The sequence below is a fragment of the uncultured Neptuniibacter sp. genome, from assembly GCF_947498015.1.
Classification (GTDB): domain Bacteria; phylum Pseudomonadota; class Gammaproteobacteria; order Pseudomonadales; family Balneatricaceae; genus Neptuniibacter.
Map to the genome: position 1 here is coordinate 1 of NZ_CANMIR010000010.1, position 24,969 is coordinate 24,969.

Annotated in this window: 24 protein-coding genes and 1 tRNA gene; 13 read left to right on the forward strand and 12 right to left on the reverse strand. The window is 49.6% G+C overall.

Going from position 1 to position 24,969, the window contains the following annotated elements; translation table 11 throughout:
- Nucleotides 1-145: 145 nt before the first annotated feature.
- Both Q0882_RS12500 and Q0882_RS12505 read right to left on the reverse strand, forming a co-directional pair.
- Nucleotides 146-232 (reverse strand) — tRNA-Leu (locus tag Q0882_RS12500).
- A 132-nt stretch (nucleotides 233-364) separates the two neighbouring features.
- Nucleotides 365-1,255, reverse strand: coding sequence for a zinc ABC transporter substrate-binding protein (locus Q0882_RS12505; RefSeq protein WP_299182221.1), 891 nt, complete (start codon nucleotides 1,253-1,255; stop codon nucleotides 365-367).
- A gap of 67 nt (nucleotides 1,256-1,322) precedes the next feature.
- On the opposite strand from Q0882_RS12505, the gene Q0882_RS12510 reads away from it, so the two are divergent.
- From Q0882_RS12510 to znuB, 3 genes are read left to right on the forward strand one after another with little or no spacing between them, the layout of a single operon-like run.
- Nucleotides 1,323-1,814: a Fur family transcriptional regulator gene (locus tag Q0882_RS12510; protein ID WP_299182224.1), complete on the forward strand. Its 492-nt coding sequence runs from the start codon at nucleotides 1,323-1,325 to the stop codon at nucleotides 1,812-1,814.
- Entirely contained in the window at nucleotides 1,811-2,584 is a 774-nt protein-coding gene (gene znuC / locus Q0882_RS12515) for a zinc ABC transporter ATP-binding protein ZnuC (protein WP_299182225.1), read from the forward strand. The genes Q0882_RS12510 and znuC overlap by 4 nt, the downstream gene beginning before the upstream one ends.
- Nucleotides 2,581-3,366: a zinc ABC transporter permease subunit ZnuB gene (znuB, locus tag Q0882_RS12520; protein ID WP_299182227.1), complete on the forward strand. Its 786-nt coding sequence runs from the start codon at nucleotides 2,581-2,583 to the stop codon at nucleotides 3,364-3,366. Before znuC ends, znuB begins: the two co-directional genes overlap by 4 nt.
- Before the next feature lie 12 nt (nucleotides 3,367-3,378).
- Here znuB and Q0882_RS12525 read toward each other — a convergent pair whose 3' ends face one another.
- Nucleotides 3,379-4,242, reverse strand: a complete 864-nt coding sequence (locus Q0882_RS12525) for a DMT family transporter (protein ID WP_299182230.1) — start codon at nucleotides 4,240-4,242, stop codon at nucleotides 3,379-3,381.
- A 162-nt stretch (nucleotides 4,243-4,404) separates the two neighbouring features.
- On the opposite strand from Q0882_RS12525, the gene Q0882_RS12530 reads away from it, so the two are divergent.
- Nucleotides 4,405-5,475 (forward strand): PQQ-dependent sugar dehydrogenase, encoded by a 1,071-nt coding sequence (locus Q0882_RS12530; RefSeq protein WP_299182233.1) that lies wholly within the window; start codon nucleotides 4,405-4,407, stop codon nucleotides 5,473-5,475.
- A gap of 13 nt (nucleotides 5,476-5,488) precedes the next feature.
- Here Q0882_RS12530 and Q0882_RS12535 read toward each other — a convergent pair whose 3' ends face one another.
- Together Q0882_RS12535 and prlC are read right to left on the reverse strand one after the other, a co-directional pair.
- A complete protein-coding gene (locus tag Q0882_RS12535; protein WP_299182235.1) occupies nucleotides 5,489-5,752 on the reverse strand; it encodes a YheV family putative zinc ribbon protein in 264 nt (87 codons plus the stop codon).
- Nucleotides 5,753-5,758: 6 nt separating this feature from the next.
- Nucleotides 5,759-7,795 carry an oligopeptidase A gene (prlC, locus tag Q0882_RS12540; protein ID WP_299182238.1) on the reverse strand — a complete coding sequence of 679 codons (2,037 nt, stop codon included), beginning with the start codon at nucleotides 7,793-7,795 and terminating at the stop codon, nucleotides 5,759-5,761.
- 115 nt (nucleotides 7,796-7,910) lie between these two features.
- On the opposite strand from prlC, the gene Q0882_RS12545 reads away from it, so the two are divergent.
- From Q0882_RS12545 to Q0882_RS12575, 7 genes are all read left to right on the forward strand, one after another.
- A complete protein-coding gene (locus Q0882_RS12545) occupies nucleotides 7,911-8,456 on the forward strand; it encodes a gamma carbonic anhydrase family protein (protein WP_299182241.1) in 546 nt (181 codons plus the stop codon).
- A complete protein-coding gene (locus Q0882_RS12550; protein ID WP_299182244.1) occupies nucleotides 8,431-9,054 on the forward strand; it encodes a hypothetical protein in 624 nt (207 codons plus the stop codon). The genes Q0882_RS12545 and Q0882_RS12550 overlap by 26 nt, the downstream gene beginning before the upstream one ends.
- 108 nt (nucleotides 9,055-9,162) lie before the next feature.
- Entirely contained in the window at nucleotides 9,163-10,443 is a 1,281-nt protein-coding gene (locus Q0882_RS12555; protein ID WP_299182246.1) for an imelysin family protein, read from the forward strand.
- An 85-nt stretch (nucleotides 10,444-10,528) separates the two neighbouring features.
- Nucleotides 10,529-11,971, forward strand: coding sequence for a di-heme oxidoredictase family protein (locus Q0882_RS12560; RefSeq protein WP_299182248.1), 1,443 nt, complete (start codon nucleotides 10,529-10,531; stop codon nucleotides 11,969-11,971).
- Complete coding sequence (locus Q0882_RS12565; protein WP_299182250.1) at nucleotides 11,971-13,056, forward strand: imelysin family protein; 1,086 nt, start codon at nucleotides 11,971-11,973, stop codon at nucleotides 13,054-13,056. The genes Q0882_RS12560 and Q0882_RS12565 overlap by 1 nt, the downstream gene beginning before the upstream one ends.
- On the forward strand, nucleotides 13,046-14,149 hold the full coding sequence (locus Q0882_RS12570) for a DUF1513 domain-containing protein (RefSeq protein WP_299182252.1): 1,104 nt from the start codon (nucleotides 13,046-13,048) through the stop codon (nucleotides 14,147-14,149). Before Q0882_RS12565 ends, Q0882_RS12570 begins: the two co-directional genes overlap by 11 nt.
- A gap of 84 nt (nucleotides 14,150-14,233) precedes the next feature.
- The gene (locus Q0882_RS12575; protein ID WP_299182253.1) at nucleotides 14,234-15,265 is read left to right on the forward strand and encodes an LbtU family siderophore porin; all 1,032 of its coding nucleotides are present in this window, start codon (nucleotides 14,234-14,236) and stop codon (nucleotides 15,263-15,265) included.
- A gap of 223 nt (nucleotides 15,266-15,488) precedes the next feature.
- On the opposite strand, the gene Q0882_RS12580 is transcribed toward Q0882_RS12575, so the two are convergent.
- The 7 genes from Q0882_RS12580 to Q0882_RS12610 form a co-directional block, all read right to left on the reverse strand.
- Nucleotides 15,489-17,876, reverse strand: coding sequence for a Lon protease family protein (locus Q0882_RS12580; RefSeq protein ID WP_299182254.1), 2,388 nt, complete (start codon nucleotides 17,874-17,876; stop codon nucleotides 15,489-15,491).
- Nucleotides 17,877-18,003: 127 nt separating this feature from the next.
- Nucleotides 18,004-18,828, reverse strand: a complete 825-nt coding sequence (gene aroE / locus Q0882_RS12585; RefSeq protein WP_299182255.1) for a shikimate dehydrogenase — start codon at nucleotides 18,826-18,828, stop codon at nucleotides 18,004-18,006.
- 33 nt (nucleotides 18,829-18,861) lie between these two features.
- Nucleotides 18,862-19,776, reverse strand: a complete 915-nt coding sequence (gene hemF / locus Q0882_RS12590; protein WP_299182256.1) for an oxygen-dependent coproporphyrinogen oxidase — start codon at nucleotides 19,774-19,776, stop codon at nucleotides 18,862-18,864.
- A gap of 20 nt (nucleotides 19,777-19,796) precedes the next feature.
- Nucleotides 19,797-20,372 carry a Sua5/YciO/YrdC/YwlC family protein gene (locus tag Q0882_RS12595; protein ID WP_299182257.1) on the reverse strand — a complete coding sequence of 192 codons (576 nt, stop codon included), beginning with the start codon at nucleotides 20,370-20,372 and terminating at the stop codon, nucleotides 19,797-19,799.
- Complete coding sequence (gene purE, locus Q0882_RS12600; RefSeq protein WP_299182259.1) at nucleotides 20,362-20,874, reverse strand: 5-(carboxyamino)imidazole ribonucleotide mutase; 513 nt, start codon at nucleotides 20,872-20,874, stop codon at nucleotides 20,362-20,364. The genes Q0882_RS12595 and purE overlap by 11 nt, the downstream gene beginning before the upstream one ends.
- Before the next feature lie 152 nt (nucleotides 20,875-21,026).
- Nucleotides 21,027-22,148 (reverse strand): DNA-processing protein DprA, encoded by a 1,122-nt coding sequence (gene dprA / locus Q0882_RS12605; protein WP_299182260.1) that lies wholly within the window; start codon nucleotides 22,146-22,148, stop codon nucleotides 21,027-21,029.
- Nucleotides 22,149-22,158: 10 nt separating this feature from the next.
- On the reverse strand, nucleotides 22,159-23,181 hold the full coding sequence (locus Q0882_RS12610; protein ID WP_299182262.1) for a LysM peptidoglycan-binding domain-containing protein: 1,023 nt from the start codon (nucleotides 23,179-23,181) through the stop codon (nucleotides 22,159-22,161).
- A 252-nt stretch (nucleotides 23,182-23,433) separates the two neighbouring features.
- Here Q0882_RS12610 and def point away from each other — a divergent pair, with 252 nt between their 5' ends.
- Nucleotides 23,434-23,949 carry a peptide deformylase gene (gene def, locus Q0882_RS12615; protein ID WP_299182265.1) on the forward strand — a complete coding sequence of 172 codons (516 nt, stop codon included), beginning with the start codon at nucleotides 23,434-23,436 and terminating at the stop codon, nucleotides 23,947-23,949.
- A 69-nt stretch (nucleotides 23,950-24,018) separates the two neighbouring features.
- On the forward strand, nucleotides 24,019-24,963 hold the full coding sequence (fmt, locus tag Q0882_RS12620) for a methionyl-tRNA formyltransferase (protein ID WP_299182267.1): 945 nt from the start codon (nucleotides 24,019-24,021) through the stop codon (nucleotides 24,961-24,963).
- Nucleotides 24,964-24,969: the final 6 nt, after the last annotated feature.

Here is a 24,969-nt window from a genome sequence, read left to right on the forward strand (position 1 = left end):
GGAGACTCGAACTCCCACGCCCGTGAAGGCACTAGCACCTGAAGCTAGCGTGTCTACCAATTCCACCACATCTGCGTGTCAACCAAATTGTCTGCGTTTAAAGGGCGCAACCCTTAACTTTCACCACTTCAAATCGATTTGAAGTTGGTGCAGATGGGGAGACTCGAACTCCCACGCCCGTGAAGGCACTAGCACCTGAAGCTAGCGTGTCTACCAATTCCACCACATCTGCGTCAAAAGTGGGGCGCATTATATAGATATGCCTCTACTTTGTGAAGAAAAAGATTTTACTTTTTCACCCGCTATAACCACGCCCAATCTTGGCAAACCGTGATAATGAATGCCTAGTAAGTCCCAGACAAGCTTATCGAAGGCAATGCTCAATACTACGGGTTAACGCCTGCAGATAAGCGGCATACCCAGCATCGACCTGAGCGTCCATAGCAAGAGGATCCAGCTGCCCTAACCGTATAGGAAGCCCCTCTACAATTCGGCGAACCACTGCAGCTTCAAATTGCGGTTCAATAAAGACACACTTAACCCCCGAATCCACAATCAACGACTGGATCTGAGCCAGTTTTCGAGCACCGGGGGCACGTGCAGGATCTACTGTGATATACGCCTGCTGATTTAACCCATAGTGCTCAATCAAACGCCCAAACGCATCATGAAAAACGATAAAACCAATCTGCTTATAAGGCTGTAACAGCGCACGATTTTCATCATCAATCTGTTTCAACTGACTAGCAAAGCGCTCCTGATTCCGCTGAAGTTGAAGCTTATGATCAGGAAATTGCTCAATCAGCTGTTCTGTAATCTCAATTGACGCTGACAGCATAAGCTCCGGATCCATCCATACATGCGGGTCCTCCCCTCCATGGTCATGGTGATGAGCCTCATGCTCCTCTTCCTCATGGTGCTCATGCTCATCCTCTTTGTGCTCCGAGCCGCCCATCAGTTGAATAACTGGCGCATCAGTACTTTTCAGGCTTTTTACCAAAAATCCCTCTAACTCAGGCCCCACCCAAATCGCAAGATCGGCCTGCTGTAACTTCCGAAGATCCGATGGTTTCATACTGTAATGGTGGGGTGATGCTCCTGCAGGAATCAGAGCCTCAACGCTACCGAGATCACCCAGAAGATCCGAGGCGATCAACTGCAACGGTTTGATCGTTGTGACAATCGAGATCTGAGATTGCGCGGATACCGCAGCAGACATGCAGAGTGACAGAAGCAGAACAGCAAGCTTTTTCATTTAAAAAGGGCATCTCTTGAATAATAAAGTTATAATATAACACAAAATATCTGATCGGCAGCCATCCATGGATAATTCTCAGTTAGCGTTTCGCCCCGGGCATAATCACACAGATTGCATCGCACATGCGCTGGAAGATGCACGCCTGTTATGCAAAAACCGAAACCTTCGGTTTACCCCGATCAGAGAACTCGTTTTAAAAACGATCTGGCAAAGTCATAAACCCCTAGGTGCATATGAGTTGCTTCCCGTACTGGCTGAAGCAGGCTATAACTCAGCACCTCCCACGGTCTATCGGGCACTCGAGTTTCTACAGGAGCAGGGCCTGGTCCACCGCATCGCGCTCTTAAACGCCTATATTGGCTGCCCTCACCCCAATGAACAGCATGAAGGCTCCTTTCTGATCTGCCATCTGTGCAATAATGCCGTCGAAATTGATACGCAGGGCATCAGCTCTGAGATCAACAAGCAGGCAGCTCTTCTGGGCTTCACCCCTGAGAAACAATCCATTGAAGTCTTGGGCCTCTGCCCTAGCTGTAAGGCGGGTTCGGCGGCATGACAGAGCAACACACCCCTCTGGTTAAACTTGACCAGATCGATCTGAGTTTTGGACGCAATCACGTGCTGCAGAGCATCAGCACTGAACTCCATCGGGGCTGCATCACAACCTTGATTGGTCCTAACGGCGCGGGTAAGACGACCTTGGTCAGGGTCGTGCTCGGCCTGATCAAACCTGACAGCGGTGAGCTATGGATGGAGAAAGGGCTACGTATCGGCTATATGCCACAGAAGCTTCAGATCGATAACACATTTCCGCTGACCGTCGAGCGTTTCCTGAAAACCGCACAGTGCAGTGACAGAGAGAAGATGCGTTCAGCGCTGGATGATGTCGGTGCGGGCCAACTTTTCAATCAGGCGGTGCACAACCTTTCTGGGGGGGAGATGCAGCGCGTACTCCTTGCCAGAGCACTCTTGCGCGACCCTCACCTTCTGGTGCTTGATGAACCCGTTCAGGGGGTCGATATCAACGGTCAGTTGGAACTGTACAACCTGATCGCCCGCATCCGCGACGAGCGCGGCTGTGGTGTCCTGATGGTCAGTCATGATCTCCATCTGGTGATGGCAGCCACCGATCATGTTGTCTGTATTAACCATCATGTCTGTTGTTCAGGCCATCCAGAACAGGTGACGAATGATCCCTCATTCACTCAACTCTTTGGGATCAAAGGTAGCGAGCAGTTAGCGGTCTATAGCCATCACCATAATCACCGTCACAATGATCACGGTGATGTGATTCATGAACATGACTGCCGGGGAGACTGCTCATGACAGATTTCCTGCTCTTTGCTCTACTAGGTGGCCTCGGGGTTGCCACTGTTGCCGGGCCTCTAGGCTCTTTTATTGTCTGGCGAAGAATGGCCTATTTTGGTGATACCCTCGCTCACTCCGCCCTGCTGGGTATCACTGTCGGGTTTATGCTGGATATCAACCTTAACCTGGCCGTTGTTTTCTGCTGTGTTGCACTGGCACTACTACTCGTTACGATGCAGCGGCAGCGAATGGTCGCCACAGACACGTTACTTGGCATCATGGCGCACAGCGCCCTGTCACTGGGTCTGGTCGCCGTAGCACTGCTTGAGATTCGGGTGGATCTGCTCTCCTACCTGTTTGGCGACCTGCTTGCGGTGGGTGATGAAGACCTTCTCTGGATATACGGTGGCGGCGCACTGGTTCTACTGCTACTGAAACTTCTCTGGCAGCCCTTGCTGGCAATCACTATCAACGAAGAGCTTGCCCATGTCGAAGGGGTCAATGTGCCTTTGACAAGACTGATCCTGATGCTACTTATTGCGGTTGTGATCGCGATTGCGATGAAAATAGTTGGGCTACTTTTGATTACCTCATTGCTAATCATCCCTGCTGCTGCGGCACGACGTTTTGCTCGAACGCCTGAGCAGATGGCTATAGGTGCAGCTCTGATCGGCTATGGTGCAGTAACGGGCGGACTCGGCATGTCCTGGTATCTGGATACTCCTGCAGGCCCCTCAGTGGTTGTGATTGCTCTGGCACTATTCTTACTGCTGTATAGCATCCCGACAAAACAAACATAAACGGGTCAATGATCAGCGTTTCCACAAGGCATTGACCAGCGCCCCGGTCAGAATCAGCGCCCCGCCTATGAGGGTCCAGACCGTTGGAATCTCATCAAAAAAGAGGATCCCCAACAGTGCGGAGAAGATCACCTGCACATAGGCGTATGCACTGGCTTTCCCTGCGGCTTCAGCCGCCATCGCTTTAGTGAGTCCAATCTGCCCCACCTGAGTAAAAATACCCACCAGCAATAATAGCAATAGCGCCTCTGCACCGGGCATAACGAAATCACTTCCCAGCATCAGTAGTGAGGCCGGTAGCGCCACCAACGGGAAGTAAAAGATGATAACGGAGCTGTCTTCCGTCTGACTTAATTTACGGACAATGACGTAGGCAGCGGCACTTCCCAACGCCCCCGCCAATGCAGCAGTCAGACTCAGCGCCGGGATACCAATCAACGCAACATCACCAAACCCAGGGCGCATCATTACGATGACGCCGATAAAGCTCAATAGAATGCAGAGCATAGTCGCCTGTTTTATCCGCTCCCCCAGGAACAGGAGTGCAAGGAGTGCAGTAAAAGCCGGGTAGGTATACTGCAACACAGTCGCATCAGCCAGGGTCAACGTAGTCACCGCATAATACACACACACCAGCGCCAGAGCGCCTGTGACCCCTCGGGCGATCAAGAGGGGCTTGTTATATCCCCAAACAGATATGCGTTTTCGTTTCACATCCAGATAACTCAGGAACAGTGAAACGATGGCTCGCGCGGCAACAATCTCCAGCACAGGAATACCATACTGCCCTACCGCCTTCACACAGGCCGCCATTAAGGAAAAACCCAGTGCGGATAGCAGCATATAGCGGATAGCGGCGGGGATAGAAGCGATCATAGGGTACTCAAGTTCAAGATGGCATTTCAGCGGGATTCACAGCGCGTAATCATACCAGAAATCACTTCCCCTCATGTGAGCCAACCCGAAACCCCGATCCCAGGTGGTGACGATCGCAATGAAGGGCTATGTTTACTTCATAGCAACCGCAAGGCATCAACAATGATTGAGTTTGTTCTTATGTTCTCCCTCTCAGCACCGGCAATAGATCTGGGGCAACTGACACTGCCGGATGATCATCAGATCACCATCGCAGCCCGGGCAACGAATGTGCGTCAGATGGCATTAGGCTCGGATGGCACACTGTTCGCGGGCAGCCGCAAAGAGGGAAAGGTTTACGCCTTTCAGGACAGGGACAACGATGGCCGTTATGAGCAACGCACACTGATCGCTTCCGGCCTGACCATGCCAAGCGGAGTTGCGATTAAAGATAATGACCTATATGTCGCAGCAGTGGATAAAATCTGGCGTTACCGGAACATCACACCGCTTAAAAGCCCACTTCCACAGGCTGAATTACTGTTCGATCAGCTACCCGATAATCGACATCACGGTTGGAAGTACCTTAAATTTGGACCAGACCAACTGCTCTATTTTAATATCGGCGCTCCCTGTAATATCTGCCTGAGTCCCGCCCCTTTTGCCACAATCGCTCGGCTCAATCCGAACAGTACGCTTGAACTGATCGCGCAGGGTGTACGTAACAGCGTCGGATTTGACTGGCACCCCGAGACCCGTCACCTCTGGTTTACCGACAATGGTCGCGATCACCTCGGCGATGACCAACCTTCGGACGAACTCAACCGCCTGACAGCTCCCGGACAGCACTTCGGATACCCTTTCATCCATGCGGCCGATATCCCTGACCCGGATTTTTCGGTCTCATCCATGGATAAGTATCAGCCTCCCGCTTATAACCTGGGGGCTCATGTCGCTCCACTGGGTATGACATTCTACACGGGCAACACCCTGCCCAGAGCGGATCAAAATACCCTTTTTATCGCGGAACACGGCTCATGGAACCGGAGTAAAAAGGTCGGTTACCGCGTTGTAAAGCTACGCATTGCTCAGGGCAAAGTTGTCAGTCATCAGCCCTTCATAAGCGGCTGGCTTCAGGGGGAGGAACACTGGGGGCGTCCAAATGATCTCATTGTGGACAGAGATGGCACCCTACTGATCTCGGATGACTATGCGGGGGTCATCTACCGGGTTTCAAAAAAACAGGGGCCTTAGTAGCCCCTGTATCTTAATGATCTTTGCGTGATGTACCCGGATTAGGGGTAAACAGCAGAGGCTGAGCCCCCTCTTCTATCTGTGGCTTATTTTCGCGATTCACTCGTGTTTCCAGCTCTTCCATTTCAGGTTGGCCATCCAGACGCATCGAATCTTCATAATCACAGCGGATACACTCTTTGTACTCCCGCTCATCATCACGGTAGGTACGGATACAGTCCATCTCACCACATCGGGGGCAAACCGCACCGGCTATAAATCGTTTTATCACTGTCATCGACTTCTACTCTGTAATTCCGCTATGGCGCAATAGTGCATCCACGCTTGGTTCACGCCCGCGGAATGCAACAAACAGCTCCATCGGTTCGCGAGATCCACCCATCTCAAGAATATTATCGCGGAAATCGGCCCCCGTTTCAGTATTAAAAATCCCTTCCTCTTCAAATCGGGAGAAGGCATCCGCAGACAAGACCTCAGCCCACTTATAACTGTAATAACCCGCGGCATAGCCACCCGCAAAGATATGACTGAATCCATGTTGGAAGCGGTTGAAGGAGGGTGGCGTAATCACTGCGACCTGATCCCTGACCTGCTCAAGAACCTTTTGGATAACGGTTTTTCCGGGCTGAAAATCCCGATGCAGGATAAAATCAAACAGCGAGAACTCCAGCTGTCGTACCATCATCATGCCAGACTGGAAGTTACGCGCAGCCAGCATCTTATCCAACAGCTCCTGTGGCAGTGTTTCCCCTGTCTGATAGTGTCCGGAGATCAAAGCCAGTGCCTGCGGCTCATAACACCAGTTTTCCAGAAACTGACTGGGAAGTTCCACCGCATCCCAGGCGACACCGTTAATACCGCTCACATCTGCACACTCAATTTTAGTCAACATGTGATGCAGGCCATGACCAAACTCATGGAACAGTGTTGTCACCTCATTATGGTTTAACAACGCGGGATCATCCCCTACGGGTGAGCTGAAATTACAGACCAGATAGGCAACTGGAAGCTGGAGGGAACCATCATCCAGGCGGCGGCGTACGCGGCAATCATCCATCCATGCGCCACCCCGTTTTTTCTCACGGGCATAAAGATCCATAAAGAAGCGTGCAATCAGTTCACCCTTGCGACGAATCTCGAACAAGCGGGCATCTTTATGCCAGCGATCAAATTGAGCCACCTCTTCGATCTCAATATCAAACAGTTTTCCAGCTACTGCAAACAGCCCGTCCAGCACTTTTGGCAGCGGGAAATAGGGACGGATCTGCTCTTCAGAGATCGCATACTTTGCCTGCTTCAGTTTTTCACTGTAGTAAGCCAGATCCCAGGCCTGAAGATTCTCTACACTATATTCATCTTTGGCAAAGTCACTTAGCTGTTCAAAGTCACGCTGGGCAACAGGCAGGCTTTTCTCCGCAAGATCATTGAGGAACTGCACAACCTGATCAGTATTTTCTGCCATCTTGGTAGCCAATGAGTAATCGGCATAGTTCTCAAACCCTAACAGCAGGGCTAGCTCCAGGCGCAGGTGCAGAATCTCCTCCATCACCTCAGAGTTATCCCACTGCCCGTTACCTGGCCCCTGATCAGATGCGCGAGTTGAAAATGCCGTATAGATCTCTTTACGCAGTTCACGGTCATCCGCATAGGTGATCACAGCCAGATAGGAGGGGAAATCCAACGTGATCAGCCACCCTTTCAGCTCCTTCGCTTCAGCCATCTGTTTAGCTGCAGCCAGAGCCATCGGCGGCAACCCTGCAAGATCCTGCTCTGCGGGTAGTAGCTTGCTCCAGTTATCACTGGCATCCATCACGTTTTCTGAAAATTTAGTGGTAAGTTCTGATAGGCGCTGCTGCAGTTCGGCATAGCGCTGCTTATCCTCATCGTTCAGTGCAATTCCGGATAGTCTGAAATCTCTGAGTGTATTGTTAACCGTTTTCTGTTGAGCCTGATCCAGCTGCTCAAATTGAGCACTCACTGCTAACTGATTAAAGGCTTCATACAAGCCTTGATGCTGTCCCATCTCGGTCCAATATTGTGAGAGCTTGGGGAGGCAAGCGTTGTAAGCATCACGCAGTTCATCACTATTCACAACCGCATTCATATGGGATACCGGAGACCAGGCCTTTGCCAGACGATCATTCATCTCTTCCAACGGTTCAACCAGTGTTTCCCAGCGAGGAGTCGCCAGATTCTGCAGAATCTTCTCTACCATCGCACGGTTATCTGCAAGCAGGTGATCAACAGCAGGCTCTATATGTTCAGCCTTTATCTGACTGAAAACGGGCAGAACCTGAGGTTCAAGCATTGGGTTGCTCATCAATAGGACTCCAGAAGCAAGATAGAATTCTTTAAAGATGGGACTAAATCTTAATTTTTCAATTCCTCTGAGCTATTTCATAATAGAGGCTTACTCCAATTCAAGAGCAGCCAATATGAAAATAAGAACCTATCAGGGCATGACACCTCATCTGGGTGAACGCGTCTTTGTTGATCCCTCTGCCGTAGTTCTCGGTGACGTGGTGCTGGGGGATGATGTCTCCGTATGGCCCCTGACTGTTATTCGAGGTGATATGCACCGGATTAGAATTGGCGCCCGCACTAGTGTTCAGGATGGGTCTGTACTGCATATCACACATGCCGGCCCCTATAACCCTGATGGTTTCCCCTTACTGATCGGAGAGGATGTCACGATTGGCCACCAGGCAATGCTCCATGGTTGCACTATTGGCAACCGAGTCCTGATCGGTATGGGAGCCATGGTCATGGATGGAGCCGTAGTGGAGGATGAGGTGATCATCGGGGCTGGGTCTCTGGTCCCCCCAGGCAAAACCCTCGAAAGCGGCTACCTTTATGTTGGCAGGCCCGCCAAGCAACAGAGAGCGTTAACTGAAAAAGAGCGCTCATTCTTTAGCTATACAGCTGGCAATTACGTCAAACTCAAGGATCAACACCTTGAAGAAGATTACGCTTCTCTGTAGCACGCTGCTGCTGGTTCTCCTGCTCGGGGGGTGTGGCTATAATCTCCACGCCCCCCCACAGAACTGGCTCAAATCAAAACAGCTTTATCCTGTCACCGCTGATAATCATTTAACGCTGTGTCAGGACTTCGGCTGTAGCAAAGTGCAAACGGTTCAGTTTGATCCTGCCAATCTGCAGCCCATCTATAAACTCTTTCATCCAATCTCCTCTACGCCTTCTGAGGAGAGGGCACGTATAGCAGAAGCGGTCGGGCTAATGGAGCAGTTAGCGGGGCCACAACTGCGTACCGAAAATGACCTGCCCAGAAACCAATACTCATTCGACACCCCCACAAACCAGTTGGATTGCATCGCAGAGAGCCTCAACACAACCAGTTATCTATTGCTCTTCGAACAGCATAACCTCCTGCAGTTTCACCGCACCGGCAGCAATATTCATCGCGGCCCGTTAACTCTGAATGCTCCCCACAACAGCGCTACTGTCATCGACAATACAACAAACCAAGCTTACGCCGTAGACTCCTGGTTCTACAAAAATGGTGAGCCCGCATGGGTGATCCCTGTGGATAAGTGGCTCTCCGGTTCAAACCCTCTTTAGTCATCCCTCTATCCATCATATTTAAAAATAATCTATTCATTATTGATATGCATTATCATTTTCATTAAGCTTTAGTAAATTTTGCATCACTCGTTCAAGGAACCCTTTATGAACCTGAGTACTCCATTGAGAGCCTCCATCATTACCGTTTCGGTCTTGAGCTCTGGCTATATGCACGCGGCCGCGCCAACAACCTCCGACATTCTGCAAAACTATGCAGATATTGCTCATGCAACTTACGCAGACTCACTGATCACGGCTAAGGCACTTAACAGCGTAATTGATCAGTTTCTGGCACAACCTACTGCCGCAAATCTGACAAAGGCTCGTAATGCCTGGGTAGCCGCTCGTGCGCCATATCAACAATCGGAAGCATACCGATTCGGTAATGCTCTGGTGGATGCGTGGGAAGGAAAGGTCAACGCATGGCCACTGGATGAGGGCTTGATCGACTATGTAGCAGATTCATACGGCGCCGACTCTGATGAGAACCCTTTCTACACTGCCAACATCATTGCCAATAAAAAGCTGACCATCGGCGGTATTGCAGTTGATGCGACAAAGATCGATAAAAACCTGCTGGCAGAAACACTCCACGAAATCGATGAGGTCGAAGCGAACGTGGCCACCGGGTATCACGCGATCGAATTCCTCCTATGGGGCCAGGACCTGAATGGCACCGCCCCGGGAGCAGGTAACCGTCCAGCAACCGATTATGATCTGCATAACTGTACCGGGGGAAACTGTGACCGCCGCCGTGATTATCTGAAAGCTACCGCAGAGCTTCTGATAGATGACCTTCAGGATATGACAACCAGTTGGGCCGCAAAGGGTGCTGCACGACAGGATCTGCTTGCTAAAGGGCCAGAGGCTGGCCTGGCAACAATCCTTACGGGTATGGGCAGTCTGGCATACGGCGAACTGGCGGGCGAACGCACCAAGCTAGGTCTTATGCTGCACGATCCGGAAGAGGAACATGACTGCTTCTCAGACAATACCCACTACTCCCACTTCTACGATGCTCTGGGTATCAAGAATGTTTACCTAGGCGAATACACACGTGTCGATGGTTCAACAATCTCCGGACCAAGCCTCTCAGATCTGGTGAAAACCGAAGCTCCGGTTGTAGATCAACATCTACGAAATAGATTGGATAACACCCAGCAGGCTGCCCAGGCAATGGTCGACGCCGCGCACAAGGGCAACACCTTTGATGTTCTTATCGGCGAGAACAATCTGGAAGGCAATCAGCTTGTTCAGAGCTTTGTCGACTCACTGGTCGCAGAAGCGGAAGCGATTGAGCATACCATTGCCGTACTCAAGCTGGATAACATTGAGCTGGAAGGATCTGAAAGCCTGGATAACCCATCTGCGGTACTTGCTGAGTAACCCCTAATATCCTAGTGCATAGCTCCGGCAACTAATCCCGGAGCTATATCTGAACAAACAGATGAACAGACAAAGAAGCCCTCACATGCAGTTTCTCTCAACACTTTGCTTACTACTCATCAGCCAGAGTGTTCTTGCAGATAACAACGTCGACAGGTTAGAAGCTGGGGAGATAGCTCAGGGAGGCGCAACGACTCACTCCAAAGCCATCGATGTACATGCATTTACCCACCCTGCCAGCAATGTTCGATTCGAACAACAGCTGGACTTCAAGATGGGTAACGGCATCTTTAAAAAACTCTGGGTTCCGGCACCCTCATCCACAACGGCAAGCGATGGTCTGGGGCCACTCTATAACGCCCGCTCCTGTATGCAGTGCCACCAGCGTGACGGAAGAGGTCATACCCCCAACGGGAACAGACCTGATGATAATGCAGTGTCCATGTTTCTACGTTTAAGCATCCCTCCGCAAACAGCAGAACAGGAACAGGATCTTAAAACTGGGCGGATCGGCTCGGTGCCTGACCCTGTGTATGGGGGTCAGCTACAGGATTTTGCGATTACCGGTCTCAAAGCGGAGGGTCAGATGCATGTGACCTATACCGAGTTTGATGTTGAACTCAGTGGGGGAGAGACAGTTCAGCTACGTCGCCCTGAATATAAGATTGACGCGCTCTCTTACGGCCCGACACATCCCGAGCTAATGCTATCACCCAGAATCGCTCCCGCCATGATCGGTTTGGGCCTGCTTGAAAACATTAAAGAGCAGGATCTACTGGCATTGAGCGATCCTGAAGATCGCAATAAAGATGGGATATCCGGCCGTCCAAATTGGGTGTGGGATCAGGAGCAGGAGCAACTGGTCCTCGGGCGCTTCGGTTGGAAAGCAGGGCACCCAACCCTTAACCAGCAGAATAACGCTGCCTTCAACGGCGATATCGGTATCTCTACACCTTATGTTCCTGATCCTAACGGTGATTGCACTGCGAATCAGCCACGCTGTCTCAACATGCCGAACGGCAACTCCAACCACCTCGAAGGTCTGGAACTATCCAGCAAGATGAACGACCTGTTGCTTTTCTATACGCGTCACATCGCAGTACCTGCGCGTCGGAACGCCGGTACTCCTCACATTCTTGCCGGTAAAAAAGCCTTTTATGATGCCGGCTGCCATCACTGCCATCAACCCAAATTCGTGACAGCGAAAACCCCAGAGCTCCCTTATCTCAGTCAGCAACTGATCTGGCCCTATACAGATCTGCTTCTCCACGATATGGGGGAGGGGTTAGCAGACCACCGTCCCGAATTCCGCGCTACAGGTCGTGAATGGCGTACGCCTCCTTTATGGGGAATAGGGGTGACTAAAACGGTTTCAGGACAGACTCACTTCCTACATGACGGGCGTGCCCGAACGTTACTGGAAGCAATTCTCTGGCATGGAGGCGAAGCTGAAACAGCCAAACAAAAAGTGAAGCAGATGCCGGTGAGCGAGCGGGCAAATCTGATCAAATTCCTGGAGTCCCTGTAATGCCCCCATCAATCACCAAGCACTGGTTTCTTTTAGCCCTGGGATCTATGTTGATTGCCAATAACGCAGCGGCTGAGATTAGCCAGGATAGCTGGCGGCGAATGAACCAAAACATAGTTTCTCAACATATTCTGCCAGGCTATGAAGAGCTTTTATCACAGGCCACCCGGCTCGAGTTGAGTACGACTCAACTGTGTAAAGCACCGACAACAGAAAACCTGGAGACCAGCAGACACGAGTTCCGCTCAACACTGGCGGCCTGGCAGGGGATTCAGCACATAACGTTTGGCCCCATTGAACTCCTGATGCGCAGCTACAGCATCCAGTTCTGGCCAGACAAGAAAAACCTGACCTCAAAACAGCTGAATAAACTCCTACAGGCTGAAGACCCGGACACGCTCACTGATACAGCCTTTCAGACAGCCAGCATAGCGGTCAAAGGGTTGCCAGCTATGGAGCGTATCCTGTTTTCGGACAAGGCAATTGAGCTGATTCAACAATCGCCATTTCGCTGCCAGCTGCTTCACGCCATCAGCAATTACGTAAAAGATCAAAGCGAAGACACCTATAGAGAGTGGCAAGCGTTTCAAACTGAGTTTACCTACCTGGAATCTGAAGAGGGTCAGTATGAGAGCGCACAGGAAGCTTCTATCGATCTTCTAAAGTCCCAGATTGAACCCTTAGAGATTATCCGCGACCTTAAGTTAATACGTCCGTTAGGGAAGCAAAAAGCTAAAACCCGCCGCCTCGAAAGCTGGCGCAGCCAGCACTCCCTCCAGAATATACAGATCAACCTCCAATCCCTTCATCACATGTACAGCGGCTTAGAAGGCGCGAACCTATACGGTCTGTTAAAAGAGCAGGGGGCCATCGATCTTGCCAATAAGATAGAGCAACAGTTTACCGAACTTGAACATCTCATAGAGGGGATCCCGACACCGCTTGAGCAGCATATTCACGATGAAGTTGTTCGAAATAAGCTTCAAATGCTGGCTGAAGGTATCGAGCGTCTGGGCAAATACTTTGAGACGAGCATGAAACATATTCAGATACAGTTGGGGTTCAATAGTCGCGATGGGGATTAACAGACGTCAATTTGGAGCCTTACTGGCCACCAGCCTGTTCGCACCACAACTATTTGCGACCCAAGGCAAACCTCTGATCGCTTCGGCCGCTCAGAATAGGGAGGGTGGCCATTGCCTTGTGATGCTAAACACAGTGGGACAAGAGATCTGGAGCCACCCCCTGCCAGCCCGGGCACATCATGTTGAAGCACATCCAGTTCAACCAGTTATCGCGGTTATAGGCCGAAGACCCGAAACATTTATTGATATTCTGGATTATCAGCAGCAACGCCTGATCAAACGGGTCTACGCAGAAGCAGGGCAGCACTTTTATGGCCATGCCGTTTTTAGCAGTGATGGTCGTTTCTTACTCTCGGCTGAGAATGATATTACCACTGGCAATGGGATGATTTCAGTCCGTGATGTCTATCACGATTATAAAATCATCGGTCAGTTCCACTCGGGCGGTATCGGCCCCCACGAGTTAAAGATGATGAGTGACCGCAAAACGCTGCTGGTGGCAAACGGTGGTATTCTCACCCATCCGGACCAGGGTAGGGCAAAGCTGAACCTTGATAGCATGCAGCCTTCGCTCGCATATATTGATCTGGCCTCTGGGAGAGTGATCGAACAGGTCTATATGCCTGAAGAGCTGCAGCAATTGAGTATCAGACATTTCGATATAAACCCTAAAGACAGGGTTGCAATAGGGCTTCAATATCAGGGAGATAAACGCGACGATGTACCACTAGTCGCATTCCATTCAAGGGGCGAGGCGCTAAGACTTGTCAGAGCCCCGGCCGCTGTCAATTCAGCCATGAAGCAGTATTGTGGCAGCGTACGCTTTGACAAAAGCGGTGAATTTGTTGCGATCTCATCACCCCGAGGTAACCTGATTACATTCTGGGCCCAAGGTAAATCTCAGTACATCGACAAAATAAGCAGTCGTGATGGGTGTGGCATTGCCCGAACCTATCAACCGGGCGAATTTCTTATCAGCACCGGAAGAGGTCACTGCTACCGCTATAACCTCCTAAGGCAAGAGAGGGAAAAGCTATCACTTACTCTGAACACCCCTATCGCCTGGGATAACCATCTACTCAGTTTCTACTAAAAACATCTGCCGTGACCTCATCAGTCACAGAGCATATATCCAACCTCACCACGTTATAACTTTAATTTTTGAAGGGTAAACACTATGAAGAAAACAGTCCTGGCATCACTTATCTCTGCAGCCTTAGCCACTTCAGCACCTGCCGTTGCAGGGGTTTCAGAAGAACTCGCCGCGATGAAAGCACGAATTGCCCAACTGGAGTCTCAGTTAGCTGCACAGCAGGCAACACTCGCTAAGCAGGAAGTCACCGATCAAACGGGAGGCTTCGCCGAAAATGTCTCCGTATCAGGCACCTTAGAACTACTCGCAACCCACGCTGAAGCAGCAGATAACAACTCTTCCAGTGATATTGCTGTAGATACATTTGAGCTGGCAGTTGAAGCAGAGATCAATGATAAGCTATCGATCGCTACACTCATTGAATACAACGGAGACGAGGGTGATATTGAGCTTTCTGAGGCCTTTGCTGTCATCGGTAACGACACAAGCCCGGCTATACTGACAGCTGGTCTGGCCCCTATCCCAGTCGCCGCTATCAACGATGCAGGTTGGACATCGCCTCTGACTGACGATTTCTTTGATATTACTGAAGGGATGGCAATGGTTAGTTTTGGTGGCGAGACCATCGCCGCCGATATTTACGCTTTCAACAATGATGATGGCGATTCCATTAACTCACTGGGCCTGAACCTCTCTGTTACGGCAACAGAAGGTTTCACTTTAGGAGCAGGTTATGTCAGCGATCTCAGTGATGCGGATATGGCTGATCTCGTTGATGGCAATGAAGCTGACGGAGCATGGCGTGTCAACGCGATGGCTGAACTTGGCCCTGCTGCATTTTCAGCAGAATACCTGGAGCTGGATGGTACCAACACTGACCCAACGTTCCTGGCCCTGAATGCAGGCTATAAAGCAGAGCTTGCTACATTTTATCTGGGCTGGAGTGAGATCGATGATACGGATGCTGATGGCGCGGCTGATGCAGAACGAACCGTGCTCGGCCTTGAACGCGAGATCAGTGAGGGCACGTCAATTGCAGCTGAATTTGTGCGAGATGAGGATACAGAGGGATCAGAGACAGATACCGTCAATTTAGTGCTAATCTCGGAGTTTTAAGCGCTACATAAGGCTTGATAATTTAGTGTGACCAACCGGTGGCGAATACCCCTTCAATCATCGCCACCGGTGGTCACAATACTGTTGAGAAGCAGAGTATTGACCTGATTCAGTCTGCTTCTATTTGCGCATCATATCCCCTCATCCCTGATAGGGGAATAGCTACTTTCTGCTGTCACCCCATTGGCTCAGATTAATCCCTGCCCGGTAGATGGTTCCTCTTCTATGACTTATCAGCGCCAGACTTTGCCTGAGACATTTCCCGTAACCGTTTCACCACCTGAGCATTGATACTCCGCTGGGTAAAGCTACCGTCTTCCTTACGCCATCCAGCTTTACGGCCCATCAGTATCTCCAGGCACTGATCCACATGGGCAACCGCATAAACGGAAAACATTCCCTGCCTGACCGCTTCAACAACTTCATCCTTAAGCATCAAATTACGGACGTTTGCCTTAGGGATAATCACCCCCTGCTCCCCATTCAGTCCACGGGTTTTACAAAGATTGAAGAACCCCTCAATCTTCTCATTCACCCCACCAATCGCCTGAACTTCGCCATATTGATTGATAGAACCGGTGGTCGCAAAATTTTGACTGATCGGAATGTGAGTCAATGCGGAAAGTAGGGTACAGACTTCAGCCAGCGAAGCACTATCACCATCCACATAACCATACGACTGCTCCAGGGCGATACTGGCAGAGATAGCCAATTGGAAATCTTGCGCGTAATGATGACCCAGAAATCCAGACAGAATTAACACCCCTTTGGAGTGTATAGGCTGCCCCAAGGTCACTTCACGCTCAATATCCACAATCCCACGGTTACCCGGGTGAACCGTAGCGGTAATACGGGCCGGTGTACCAAATGCGACATCGCCTACCTGCAAAACGGTTAGTCCGTTTGCTTTACCAACCGCTTCTCCCTGAGTGTCGATCAACACGGTTTCATTGAGGATCCCCTCCTCAATTTTTTCAGACATTCGAGACGTTCTGCGCTCTTTAGCATTCAATGCCATCTCAACATGATCCGCATTGATCAGCTCATCTTCCTCTTTTATACGCTTAAAATCAGCTTCACAGAGCAGGTCTACAAGCTCACCGATATGCGCAGAGAGAAGATCCTGATCCTGAGCCTGCCGGGAGCTATGCTCCACCAAACGGGCCACTGCACGTCGAGTCAGAGGGGCTAGATTTTCCTCCTCCGCCAATGTTTTCATCAAACGCGCATAATTACGGATCATCTGAGGGGTACGCTTCACATCCTCATCAAAATCAACCACCACACGGAACATCTTTTCAAAATCATGATCCAGCTCCTGCAGCAGGTAATAGATGTTTCGAGCCCCGATCACCACAATTTTTACGGACAATGGGACCGCCTGTGGCGTCAGTGTGATGGTACTGATACCCGTATACTCACTGGCCGGGCTTTCAATCCGAATCTCATGCGATTTCAACGCGCGTTTCAAGGCACCGTAGACAAAAGGCTGCTCTAACAGTTTCTCAGCCTCAAGGACGAGATAACCACCGTTTGCACGGTGCAGTGCTCCCGGTCGGATCAACTTATACGAGGTCGAAAGTGCTCCCATTTCAGAGGTATATTCAACCCTGCCAAAGAGGTTTTCATAACTAGGATGAGCCTCATAAATGACCGGAGCCCCTTTCACTTTCTCGTTATCAACCAACAGGTTAACGCCGTAGTTACTCTCCATATAACTGCGTCGCGTCGCGTCGGTAACAGGCTCTAAAACTTTCTCTTCACCAACGATCTCTCCGCAGTTCTTTACCAGAGAGGTTTCCATCTCCGTCAGATACTCAGCCGCAGCGGATATATTGGCATACTTATCTTTAAGGGGCTGAAACAGCGGAGAAATCGATTCGCGTGCGGTGTCACGATCAAGGTTTTTCAGTTTTTCTGCAGCTTCCCTACGCCATAGGGGGAGTTCTGTCAGAGCTTCATTCAACTTGTCTTCAAGATCCGAGATCGCTTTTGTGAAGCTGTCACGCACCTCTTCGGGTAGTTGCGAGAAAAGCGCTTCATCCATCGCCTGACCTTCTGCTACCGGCGTAAAACCGATGCTGCCAGCATCACGGTAGACAGCAATACTATGCTCTCGGGCTTCCCGCTCAACCCCTTCGATCGCCTGATCATAATATCGATTCAGATCTCGCTCGATCTTACTCTTTTTCCGTTGATAGGAGGGACTTTCAAAAGCGGCTGGCATCTCGGTCAGAGCCGTACCAATCAGATTTTTAATATCTCGCTTGAACTGTTGGGCTTTACCTGCCGGAAAGGGGATTGCGAGCGGGTTACGATTGTCTTTGAGGTTATTCAGATAAACCCAATCACCCGGTTTTTTCTCTTTTTTGGCAATCGCTTTGAGGTTTTCCATGGCAAATGAAAAACGCCCTGTATGTGGGTTACCCATAACAAACAGGTTGTAACCCGGACGGCGCATGCCAATACCAAAGTCCATCGCCTCAATGGCACGTTCTTGCCCAAAAAAACCAGAAAACGGCTTCAGAGTTGCCGTTGTTTTGAAAGGAAGTAGCTCTGGGTCACAACTACGATAAAGTTGCTCAGTAGAAAGTCGGGTTTCCGTTACCATAAGGTACTCCCGCAGCGGTCTGAAGAAAGTTCACGTTGATACGTGTTTCTTGCAGTTATACGCCGCGAAAGCTCCTCATGCAAGCTTAGAAAAGATAAAGCTCAATGTGGTTACTGCTGTATTAAAATCAAGCAGTTAATGAACTGCGAAGCTGTTGGATAACGGCAGTAGTATCCGGCTCAACCCCCCGCCAGATATAGAATGACTGGGCTGCCTGCTCCACCAGCATACCCAAACCATCTAATGCTTTTACCGCACCTTTTTCGCTCGCCCAACGACAAAATGCTGTCGGCTCAGCCGCATACATCATGTCATAGCACCAGGCATTTTCAGCCAGAATCTGATCAGGAAGGGGAGGCAGCTCACCATGAAGACTTGCAGAGGTTCCATTAATGATCAGATCAAAACATTCCCTGCCCAATGTTTCATAGCCACACCCTTGAACATCGCCAAATTCCTCTACCAGCGCCGCTAATTCTACCGCCTTGGATGCGGTACGGTTTGCGATCACCACCTTTGAAGGCTGCTGCTCCAGAACCGGTTGAAGCACCCCTCGAACGGCACCACCAGCTCCGAGAATTAACACCTTCTTATCTTTGATGATGCCACCGTGGTTGCTGATAATATCCCGGACCATGCCTATTCCATCGGTATTATCACCACAGATTTGACCCTTCTCATTTTGGTAGAGTGTATTTACCGCACCAGCCAGCTCTGCGCGTGGGCTACGCACATCTGACAGCGCCCATGCTCTCTGCTTAAATGGAACTGTAATATTTAAACCACCACCTTCGCTCAGGAAAGCTTTAACCTGCGCCTCAAACTCTGCTTCAGGCACGCAGATCGCTTCGTAAGTCAGCGCCTGCGATGTACTCTCCGCAAAGGCGCGATGAATATCCGGTGACTTTGAGTGCTTAATGGGATTACCAAAGACTGCGTATCGATCGCTCATCGCGACAATGTCCTTTAAGAGTTAAATCCTGGGTTAGATTGCCAGCCAGTTACGTGGCTTCAAATAACGCTCATACAAAACCGCTTCTTCAGTCCCCGCTTCAGGCTTCCAGTCATAGCCCCAACGAACTTCAGGAGGAAGGGACATCAGGATCGACTCAGTACGACCGCCTGACTGCAGGCCAAACAACGTGCCGCGATCAAATACCAGATTGAATTCGACGTAACGCCCTCGTCGATGAAGCTGGAAGTCCCTTTGGCGCTCACCATATTCGCGATCTTTGTTACGTTCTATAATCGGCAAGTACGCCTGAATGTAGGCATTACCGATTGACTGCATCAGCGCAAAGCTTTTCTCAAAACCTAATTCATTCAGGTCGTCAAAGAATAAACCACCGATACCCCGCGGTTCATCCCGATGCTTCAGATAAAAATATTCATCGCACCACTCTTTAAAGCGCGGATAGATATCGGCTCCAAATGGATCGCATGCATCCTTAGCAGTCTGATGCCAGAACTGACAATCTTCATCATTGCCATAATAGGGAGTCAGGTCAAAACCACCACCAAACCACCAAACCGGATCTTCACCCTCTTTCTCTGCGATAAAGAAACGTACGTTCGCATGGGAGGTCGGAATATAGGGGTTGCGAGGATGAATCACTAAAGAAACCCCCATCGCCTGAAAGCTTCTTCCAGCTAGTTCCGGTCGATGTGCGGTTGCTGAACCTGGTAATTTATCACCAAATACATGGGAAAAATTCACTCCCCCTTTCTCAATGATGCCACCATCAGCCAGCACTCGTGTACGTCCGCCACCTCCGGCTTCTCGCTTCCACTCATCCTGGAAGAATGTTCCTTCACCATCAGCTTTTTCAAGTGCGTCACAGATCGCATCTTGCAAACCCAACAGGTACTCTTTTACGGCATCAATATTTGGTGCAGACATAGTATTCACTCACAATTAAATCAGGCACGCACTAAACGATCAGATTGCAGGTCGCGAATCTGTGTAGGCTGGGCCAATTTACCCAAACTTCCCGGAAGAACATAATCAAGCTCATTTCCGAAGTAAGTCTTTACTCTCAATAAATCCCTTGCAGGTTCATGCGCTGCGGGATTTGCAGAAGTCGAAACAAGAAATGAACCATAGGATTCCGTTAGATCCTTAACAAGTGAGTGATCACTCACTCTCACAGCTACAGCGTGATGCTTCCCTTTTATCCAAGCAGGAATTAAGCCTCTACGATCCGGAATAATCCATGTGTAGGGACCAGGCCAGCTAGCCGTCACTTTGTCATATTCTTCAGTCGTGAGATCTTCGAGAAGGAACTCTATCTGCGATAAATTACCGGCAATTAATACCAGTCCTTTATGCATCGGACGCCGCTTAATGTCGAGGAGATGGGACACAGCCTTCTGGTTAAAAGGGTCACACCCTAATCCCCAGACCGCTTCGGTAGGATAGGCGATAACACCACCGCGGCGTATCGCCCTAACTGACTGGTGGACGTGCCACCAGTCGGAAGTCAGATTACAGCTCACCTTTCTGCAGTTTCTCCTGCAAAGCTGCATCTTTAGCAACAACAGCGTCAGTGTTAGCCAGACGCTCCTGCTTCAGTCGTTCAGCCAGATCAGCATCGCCTACAGCCATGATCTGCGAAGCCAGGTAAGCTGCGTTTTTCGCACCAGCTTTACCAATAGCCACTGTAGCAACTGGAATACCACCAGGCATCTGAACAGTTGATAGCAACGCATCCAGACCATCCAAAGAGGAGTTGATTGGTACGCCAATAACAGGCTTAGTTGTGTTCGCAGCAACAGCACCAGCAAGGTGTGCCGCCATACCTGCTGCACAGATGAACACAACAGCACCACGAGCATCGGCATCTTTAACATAGTCGTGAGTCTGAACAGGTGTACGGTGTGCAGAACTAACTTTAATCTCAAACTCAACTTCCAATGAACGCAGAACGTCTACAGCAGCGGTCATTACAGGCAGGTCAGAATCAGACCCCATCAAAATCGCAACAAATGGTTTGCTCATTTTCGTCTCAGATAAATTAATTTAAGAGGGCTGAACACTAAATGTTCAACGCACGATTTGCAACTATTGATAGGTCATAGATATATATAAAAAATCTATAGATAAGCAGGTCGATATTACTTTTTATTTAGCCATGAAAAAACTGTGGATTATTAACACCTTATGTAGCCACCAAAGCTCTGTTCAATCACACCTTTTAGCTCAAGCTCCACCAGACTTACACTTAATGTAGCTATATCAGAGCCGGTGCGCTCACAGAGCGTATCCACTGAGATAGGATCATAGCCCATCTGATCAAGTAGACGCCTTTCCATTTCACTTAATACCAGATCTACAGATCTGCCTAAGGGCTCTTTGGGCTCAGGTGCCATAACTCCCAATAACGACCCAAGCTCACTAACAATATCATCTGCACTCTCAACCAGGTTGGCCCCGGATTTAATCAACTGATTACACCCCCGGCTCATAGGGTTATTCAACCCACCAGGTATTGCAAATACTTCCCGCCCCTGTTCAATTGCCACACGAGCAGTTATCAATGATCCGCTTTTAGGTGCAGCCTCTACCACCAGCACTCCGACACTCATACCACTGATAATACGGTTCCTGCGAGGAAAGTGGCTAGCCAGCGGAGGTGTTTCAGGGAAAAATTCACTGACCCATGCGCCACCTTGCCTAATGATCTCACTCCCCAGACTACGGTTTCGCGCAGGGTAAATCTTATCCGCCCCCGTACCCAACACAGCCACTGTAGGTAGTTTCACGTTTACAGCAGCCTGGTGGGCGGCTGCATCAATACCCAAAGCTAACCCAGAGTTAATGGTGAGCCCTCTCTGAGAAAGGTAGCTGGCAAACTCATAAGCGATTCTAATCCCGCTCGATGAGGCTTTACGGCTTCCAACAATTGCTAGCTGTGGCAGCCCAATCGCTGTGAGGTTCCCCCGGACAAAAAGTAGCGGAGGAGGATCATGAATCTCTTTCAGAAGGGTAGGGTAATCGGAATGAGTGATTGGAATAATGTGGTTGAGGTCACAGCTTTCTGACCACGTCAGAGCTTTACTGATCAAAAGCTCCACTATAGGAGAGGAACCCCACTGTAATTGGTTTAAAGCGGTTATTGTTTCTCTTTTCAGTCCCAGCCGTTGCCAGTCCGCTTCAGACGCATTCAGGAGCGTTTCAGGCGTCCAGCCTTTTTCCCAAAGCCGTTTATATGAAGCAGGCCCCAGATGGGGCAGAGCAGCAACGGCGATCCAGTCCCTTGGATCAGCCGTCATTGTTTATTCCTTAAGGTTCACGTATCTCATCACCGATAGATACGACATCGGTGCTTTCCATAATCAAACCGTAGCTGACCTTTTCAAACACTTTGAAAACCATCAGTTCACCCGAGCGTTCTTGTGGCAGCGTCACCATCTCTTTAGTAATCGGATCCTTGATCACTTCACCCCGACGGTAGATCGCAAATACATGCCCGCTTTCGAGCCCTTCCCGTTCACCACGGTTAATTGCCACTACGTTAAACTGACCCGCATCCTGTACACCGCTCAAGACGGATAAAATGCTGCCACTAACACCTTCAGGTGAAGGTTTAGGATAGAAAATAGAATCGATCCGAGCCTCTTCTGTCGGTACAACACGATCCAGAACCCGGATCTCTTTGTGCGATTTAATCACATCGAGTGTGATGATATCTTCTGCTTGAGTTGCAACATCAGCATCGGCTATTTTCAGCATCTCATAACCCAGAAACTCTTCTGTTTCAGGATCCACATACTCATTTGATGCCCGATAAATTCCCTGTCTCGGTTCATTTTCCAGCAATTTGCCCCGTGCATAGATGCGATCACCGGCACCCGCAATAATACGATTGTTCTGACCGCCAAGCACATACGGAGCATCTTTAAGCAGATCCTCAGACATCACACGGTTGTCGTTCAGGAAGCTATTGATATCTTTCAGAGGGATCGCGGGGATAGGGCGCTCCAATGGAGAAACACGTGCACGTGGGTAGATGTCTCGTTTCAACCCTAAACGCGGTTTGCCATCAACCCATGTTAGGTAGATGATGTCACCAGGGTATATCAGATGAGGATTATCAACCTGCGGGTTCACGCCCCATACTTCAGGCCACTTCCACGGGCTTTGCAGAAATCTGCCGGAGATATGCCACAACGTATCTCCCTTTACGACCACATATTCCTGGGGATGATCATCACGAAGAAGTAGATTGTCTTTCCGTGTTTCCGCCTGAACAGGCGTAAGAGAAATCATCACCAAGGCAAACAAACCGCATAACAATTTTTTCATGTCCAGTTCCCTTATTACCTCAACCCCTAAAACTAGCAGGGGAATGAAGTAACGACAATGCATTGAGCGTTCTAATCAGTATAATAGGCAGAATAATTTATTTCGCTATTGATCTCGATATTATCTTTCGGCTATCAGGCTGAAAAATAGAGCATAAAATCAGAATTCTGCGATGTAGGACTAACTTACCATGTCTTGCACCATGATTCCCATGCAATAGCCCACTGTAACTCGATTAAATAGACTTATCTCATGGCTAAACTGACCATCCTAGAATATCCAGATCCTCGTTTACGCACTATTGCCGAACCTGTTGAATCCGTTGATGACGAGATCCGCAGTCAAATCGACGACATGTTCGAGACCATGTATGCAGCTCCAGGTATCGGCCTGGCTGCAACTCAGGTCAATATTCATAAACGCATCGTCACAATTGATGTTTCTGAAGAACAGAATGAACCACTGGTTCTGATCAATCCAGAATTCGAAGTTCTGGATGATGAGGAGCAAAAATATCAGGAAGGATGCCTGTCTGTACCCGGCTTTTATGAAGATGTGAAACGACCGCAGCGCGTCAAACTCAATGCACTGGATTACAACGGTGAAGCCTATGAACTCGAAGCAGAAGGTCTTCTGGCCGTCTGCATCCAACATGAGCTGGACCACCTGAATGGCAAGCTGTTTGTAGATTATATCTCGATGCTGAAGCGTAATCGTATTAAGAACAAGCTTGAGAAGATCCACAAAATGCAGGAAAAACAGGCGTAAAACTACTTTTAAGCTTTTTAACAGGCTTGCCGGGATTCCAGCAGGCCTGTTTTTCTTTGGAGAAGATTCATGTCGGATAAAGCACTACGCATTATTTTTGCGGGCACTCCAGATTTCGCAGCCGCTAACCTGCAGGCTCTTTTGGATTCAGAGCATGAGGTGATCGCTGTATACACCCAACCTGACAAAAAGGGCAAACGTAAAAATCAGCTGGCACCACGCCCCGTCAAAGAGCTCGCTATTAAACATGAGATTCCCGTTTATCAGCCTGCAACATTAAAAACCGCCGAAGAGCAGCAAGTACTTACCAACCTGAAAGCAGACATCGTGGTTGTAGTTGCCTATGGCATGCTCCTACCAAAAGCGGTTCTGGATATCCCTAGATTGGGTTGCATCAATGTTCATGGATCACTCCTCCCTCGCTGGCGGGGAGCTGCACCTGTTGAGCGATCGATGCTCGCACAAGATAATAAAACCGGTGTCACTATCATGCAGATGGATGAAGGCCTCGATACCGGAGATATGCTTTACAAAGTTGAAACCGCAATTGAAAGCACTGACACAGCAGCCGGCTTGTTCAAACGCCTGGAAACCATTGGGTGTGATGCCCTAATTTCCACCCTAAAACTTTTGCAAACTGATTGCGCTAAACCAGAGCCCCAGGAAGACTCGCTTGCGACATACGCCAGCAAGCTAAGCAAAAACGAGGGCTGCATCGATTGGGAAAACAGTGCCTCTCAGATCGACCTTCAACTCAGGGCGCTCAGCCCACGAATCGCTGTCACCTTTAAACACGGTGACGACCTGATTAAATTACTCGGTTGCGAGATCGTGAATGCGTCAGGCCACCCTGGTGAAATACTCGCTTCTGATAAAAAAAGTATCGTTGTAGCCTGTGGCACAGATGCGATCAAAATGACCCAGCTACAGCTCCCAGGTAAAAAGCCAATGGATACCGCAGCGGTTCTAAACTCCAAACGCGAGCAATTCAGCGCAGGCGTCCGATTAGGGTAACCATAG

Bases quoted from the DNA above. Each gene is read 5' to 3' on its own strand.
- Q0882_RS12530 (WP_299182233.1), top strand. From the start codon at position 4,405: ATGATTGAGTTTGTTCTTATGTTCTCCCTCTCAGCACCGGCAATAGAT.
- Q0882_RS12535 (WP_299182235.1), bottom strand. From the start codon at position 5,752: ATGACAGTGATAAAACGATTTATAGCCGGTGCGGTTTGCCCCCGATGT.
- Q0882_RS12510 (WP_299182224.1), top strand. From the start codon at position 1,323: ATGGATAATTCTCAGTTAGCGTTTCGCCCCGGGCATAATCACACAGAT.
- aroE (WP_299182255.1), bottom strand. From the start codon at position 18,828: ATGAGCGATCGATACGCAGTCTTTGGTAATCCCATTAAGCACTCAAAG.
- Q0882_RS12580 (WP_299182254.1), bottom strand. From the start codon at position 17,876: ATGGTAACGGAAACCCGACTTTCTACTGAGCAACTTTATCGTAGTTGT.
- Q0882_RS12505 (WP_299182221.1), bottom strand. From the start codon at position 1,255: ATGAAAAAGCTTGCTGTTCTGCTTCTGTCACTCTGCATGTCTGCTGCG.
- Q0882_RS12570 (WP_299182252.1), top strand. From the start codon at position 13,046: ATGGGGATTAACAGACGTCAATTTGGAGCCTTACTGGCCACCAGCCTG.
- dprA (WP_299182260.1), bottom strand. From the start codon at position 22,148: ATGACGGCTGATCCAAGGGACTGGATCGCCGTTGCTGCTCTGCCCCAT.
- Q0882_RS12575 (WP_299182253.1), top strand. From the start codon at position 14,234: ATGAAGAAAACAGTCCTGGCATCACTTATCTCTGCAGCCTTAGCCACT.
- prlC (WP_299182238.1), bottom strand. From the start codon at position 7,795: ATGAGCAACCCAATGCTTGAACCTCAGGTTCTGCCCGTTTTCAGTCAG.
- Q0882_RS12545 (WP_299182241.1), top strand. From the start codon at position 7,911: ATGAAAATAAGAACCTATCAGGGCATGACACCTCATCTGGGTGAACGC.
- Q0882_RS12555 (WP_299182246.1), top strand. From the start codon at position 9,163: ATGAACCTGAGTACTCCATTGAGAGCCTCCATCATTACCGTTTCGGTC.
- purE (WP_299182259.1), bottom strand. From the start codon at position 20,874: ATGAGCAAACCATTTGTTGCGATTTTGATGGGGTCTGATTCTGACCTG.
- Q0882_RS12525 (WP_299182230.1), bottom strand. From the start codon at position 4,242: ATGATCGCTTCTATCCCCGCCGCTATCCGCTATATGCTGCTATCCGCA.
- znuC (WP_299182225.1), top strand. From the start codon at position 1,811: ATGACAGAGCAACACACCCCTCTGGTTAAACTTGACCAGATCGATCTG.
- znuB (WP_299182227.1), top strand. From the start codon at position 2,581: ATGACAGATTTCCTGCTCTTTGCTCTACTAGGTGGCCTCGGGGTTGCC.
- def (WP_299182265.1), top strand. From the start codon at position 23,434: ATGGCTAAACTGACCATCCTAGAATATCCAGATCCTCGTTTACGCACT.
- fmt (WP_299182267.1), top strand. From the start codon at position 24,019: ATGTCGGATAAAGCACTACGCATTATTTTTGCGGGCACTCCAGATTTC.
- Q0882_RS12610 (WP_299182262.1), bottom strand. From the start codon at position 23,181: ATGAAAAAATTGTTATGCGGTTTGTTTGCCTTGGTGATGATTTCTCTT.
- Q0882_RS12565 (WP_299182250.1), top strand. From the start codon at position 11,971: ATGCCCCCATCAATCACCAAGCACTGGTTTCTTTTAGCCCTGGGATCT.
- Q0882_RS12560 (WP_299182248.1), top strand. From the start codon at position 10,529: ATGCAGTTTCTCTCAACACTTTGCTTACTACTCATCAGCCAGAGTGTT.
- hemF (WP_299182256.1), bottom strand. From the start codon at position 19,776: ATGTCTGCACCAAATATTGATGCCGTAAAAGAGTACCTGTTGGGTTTG.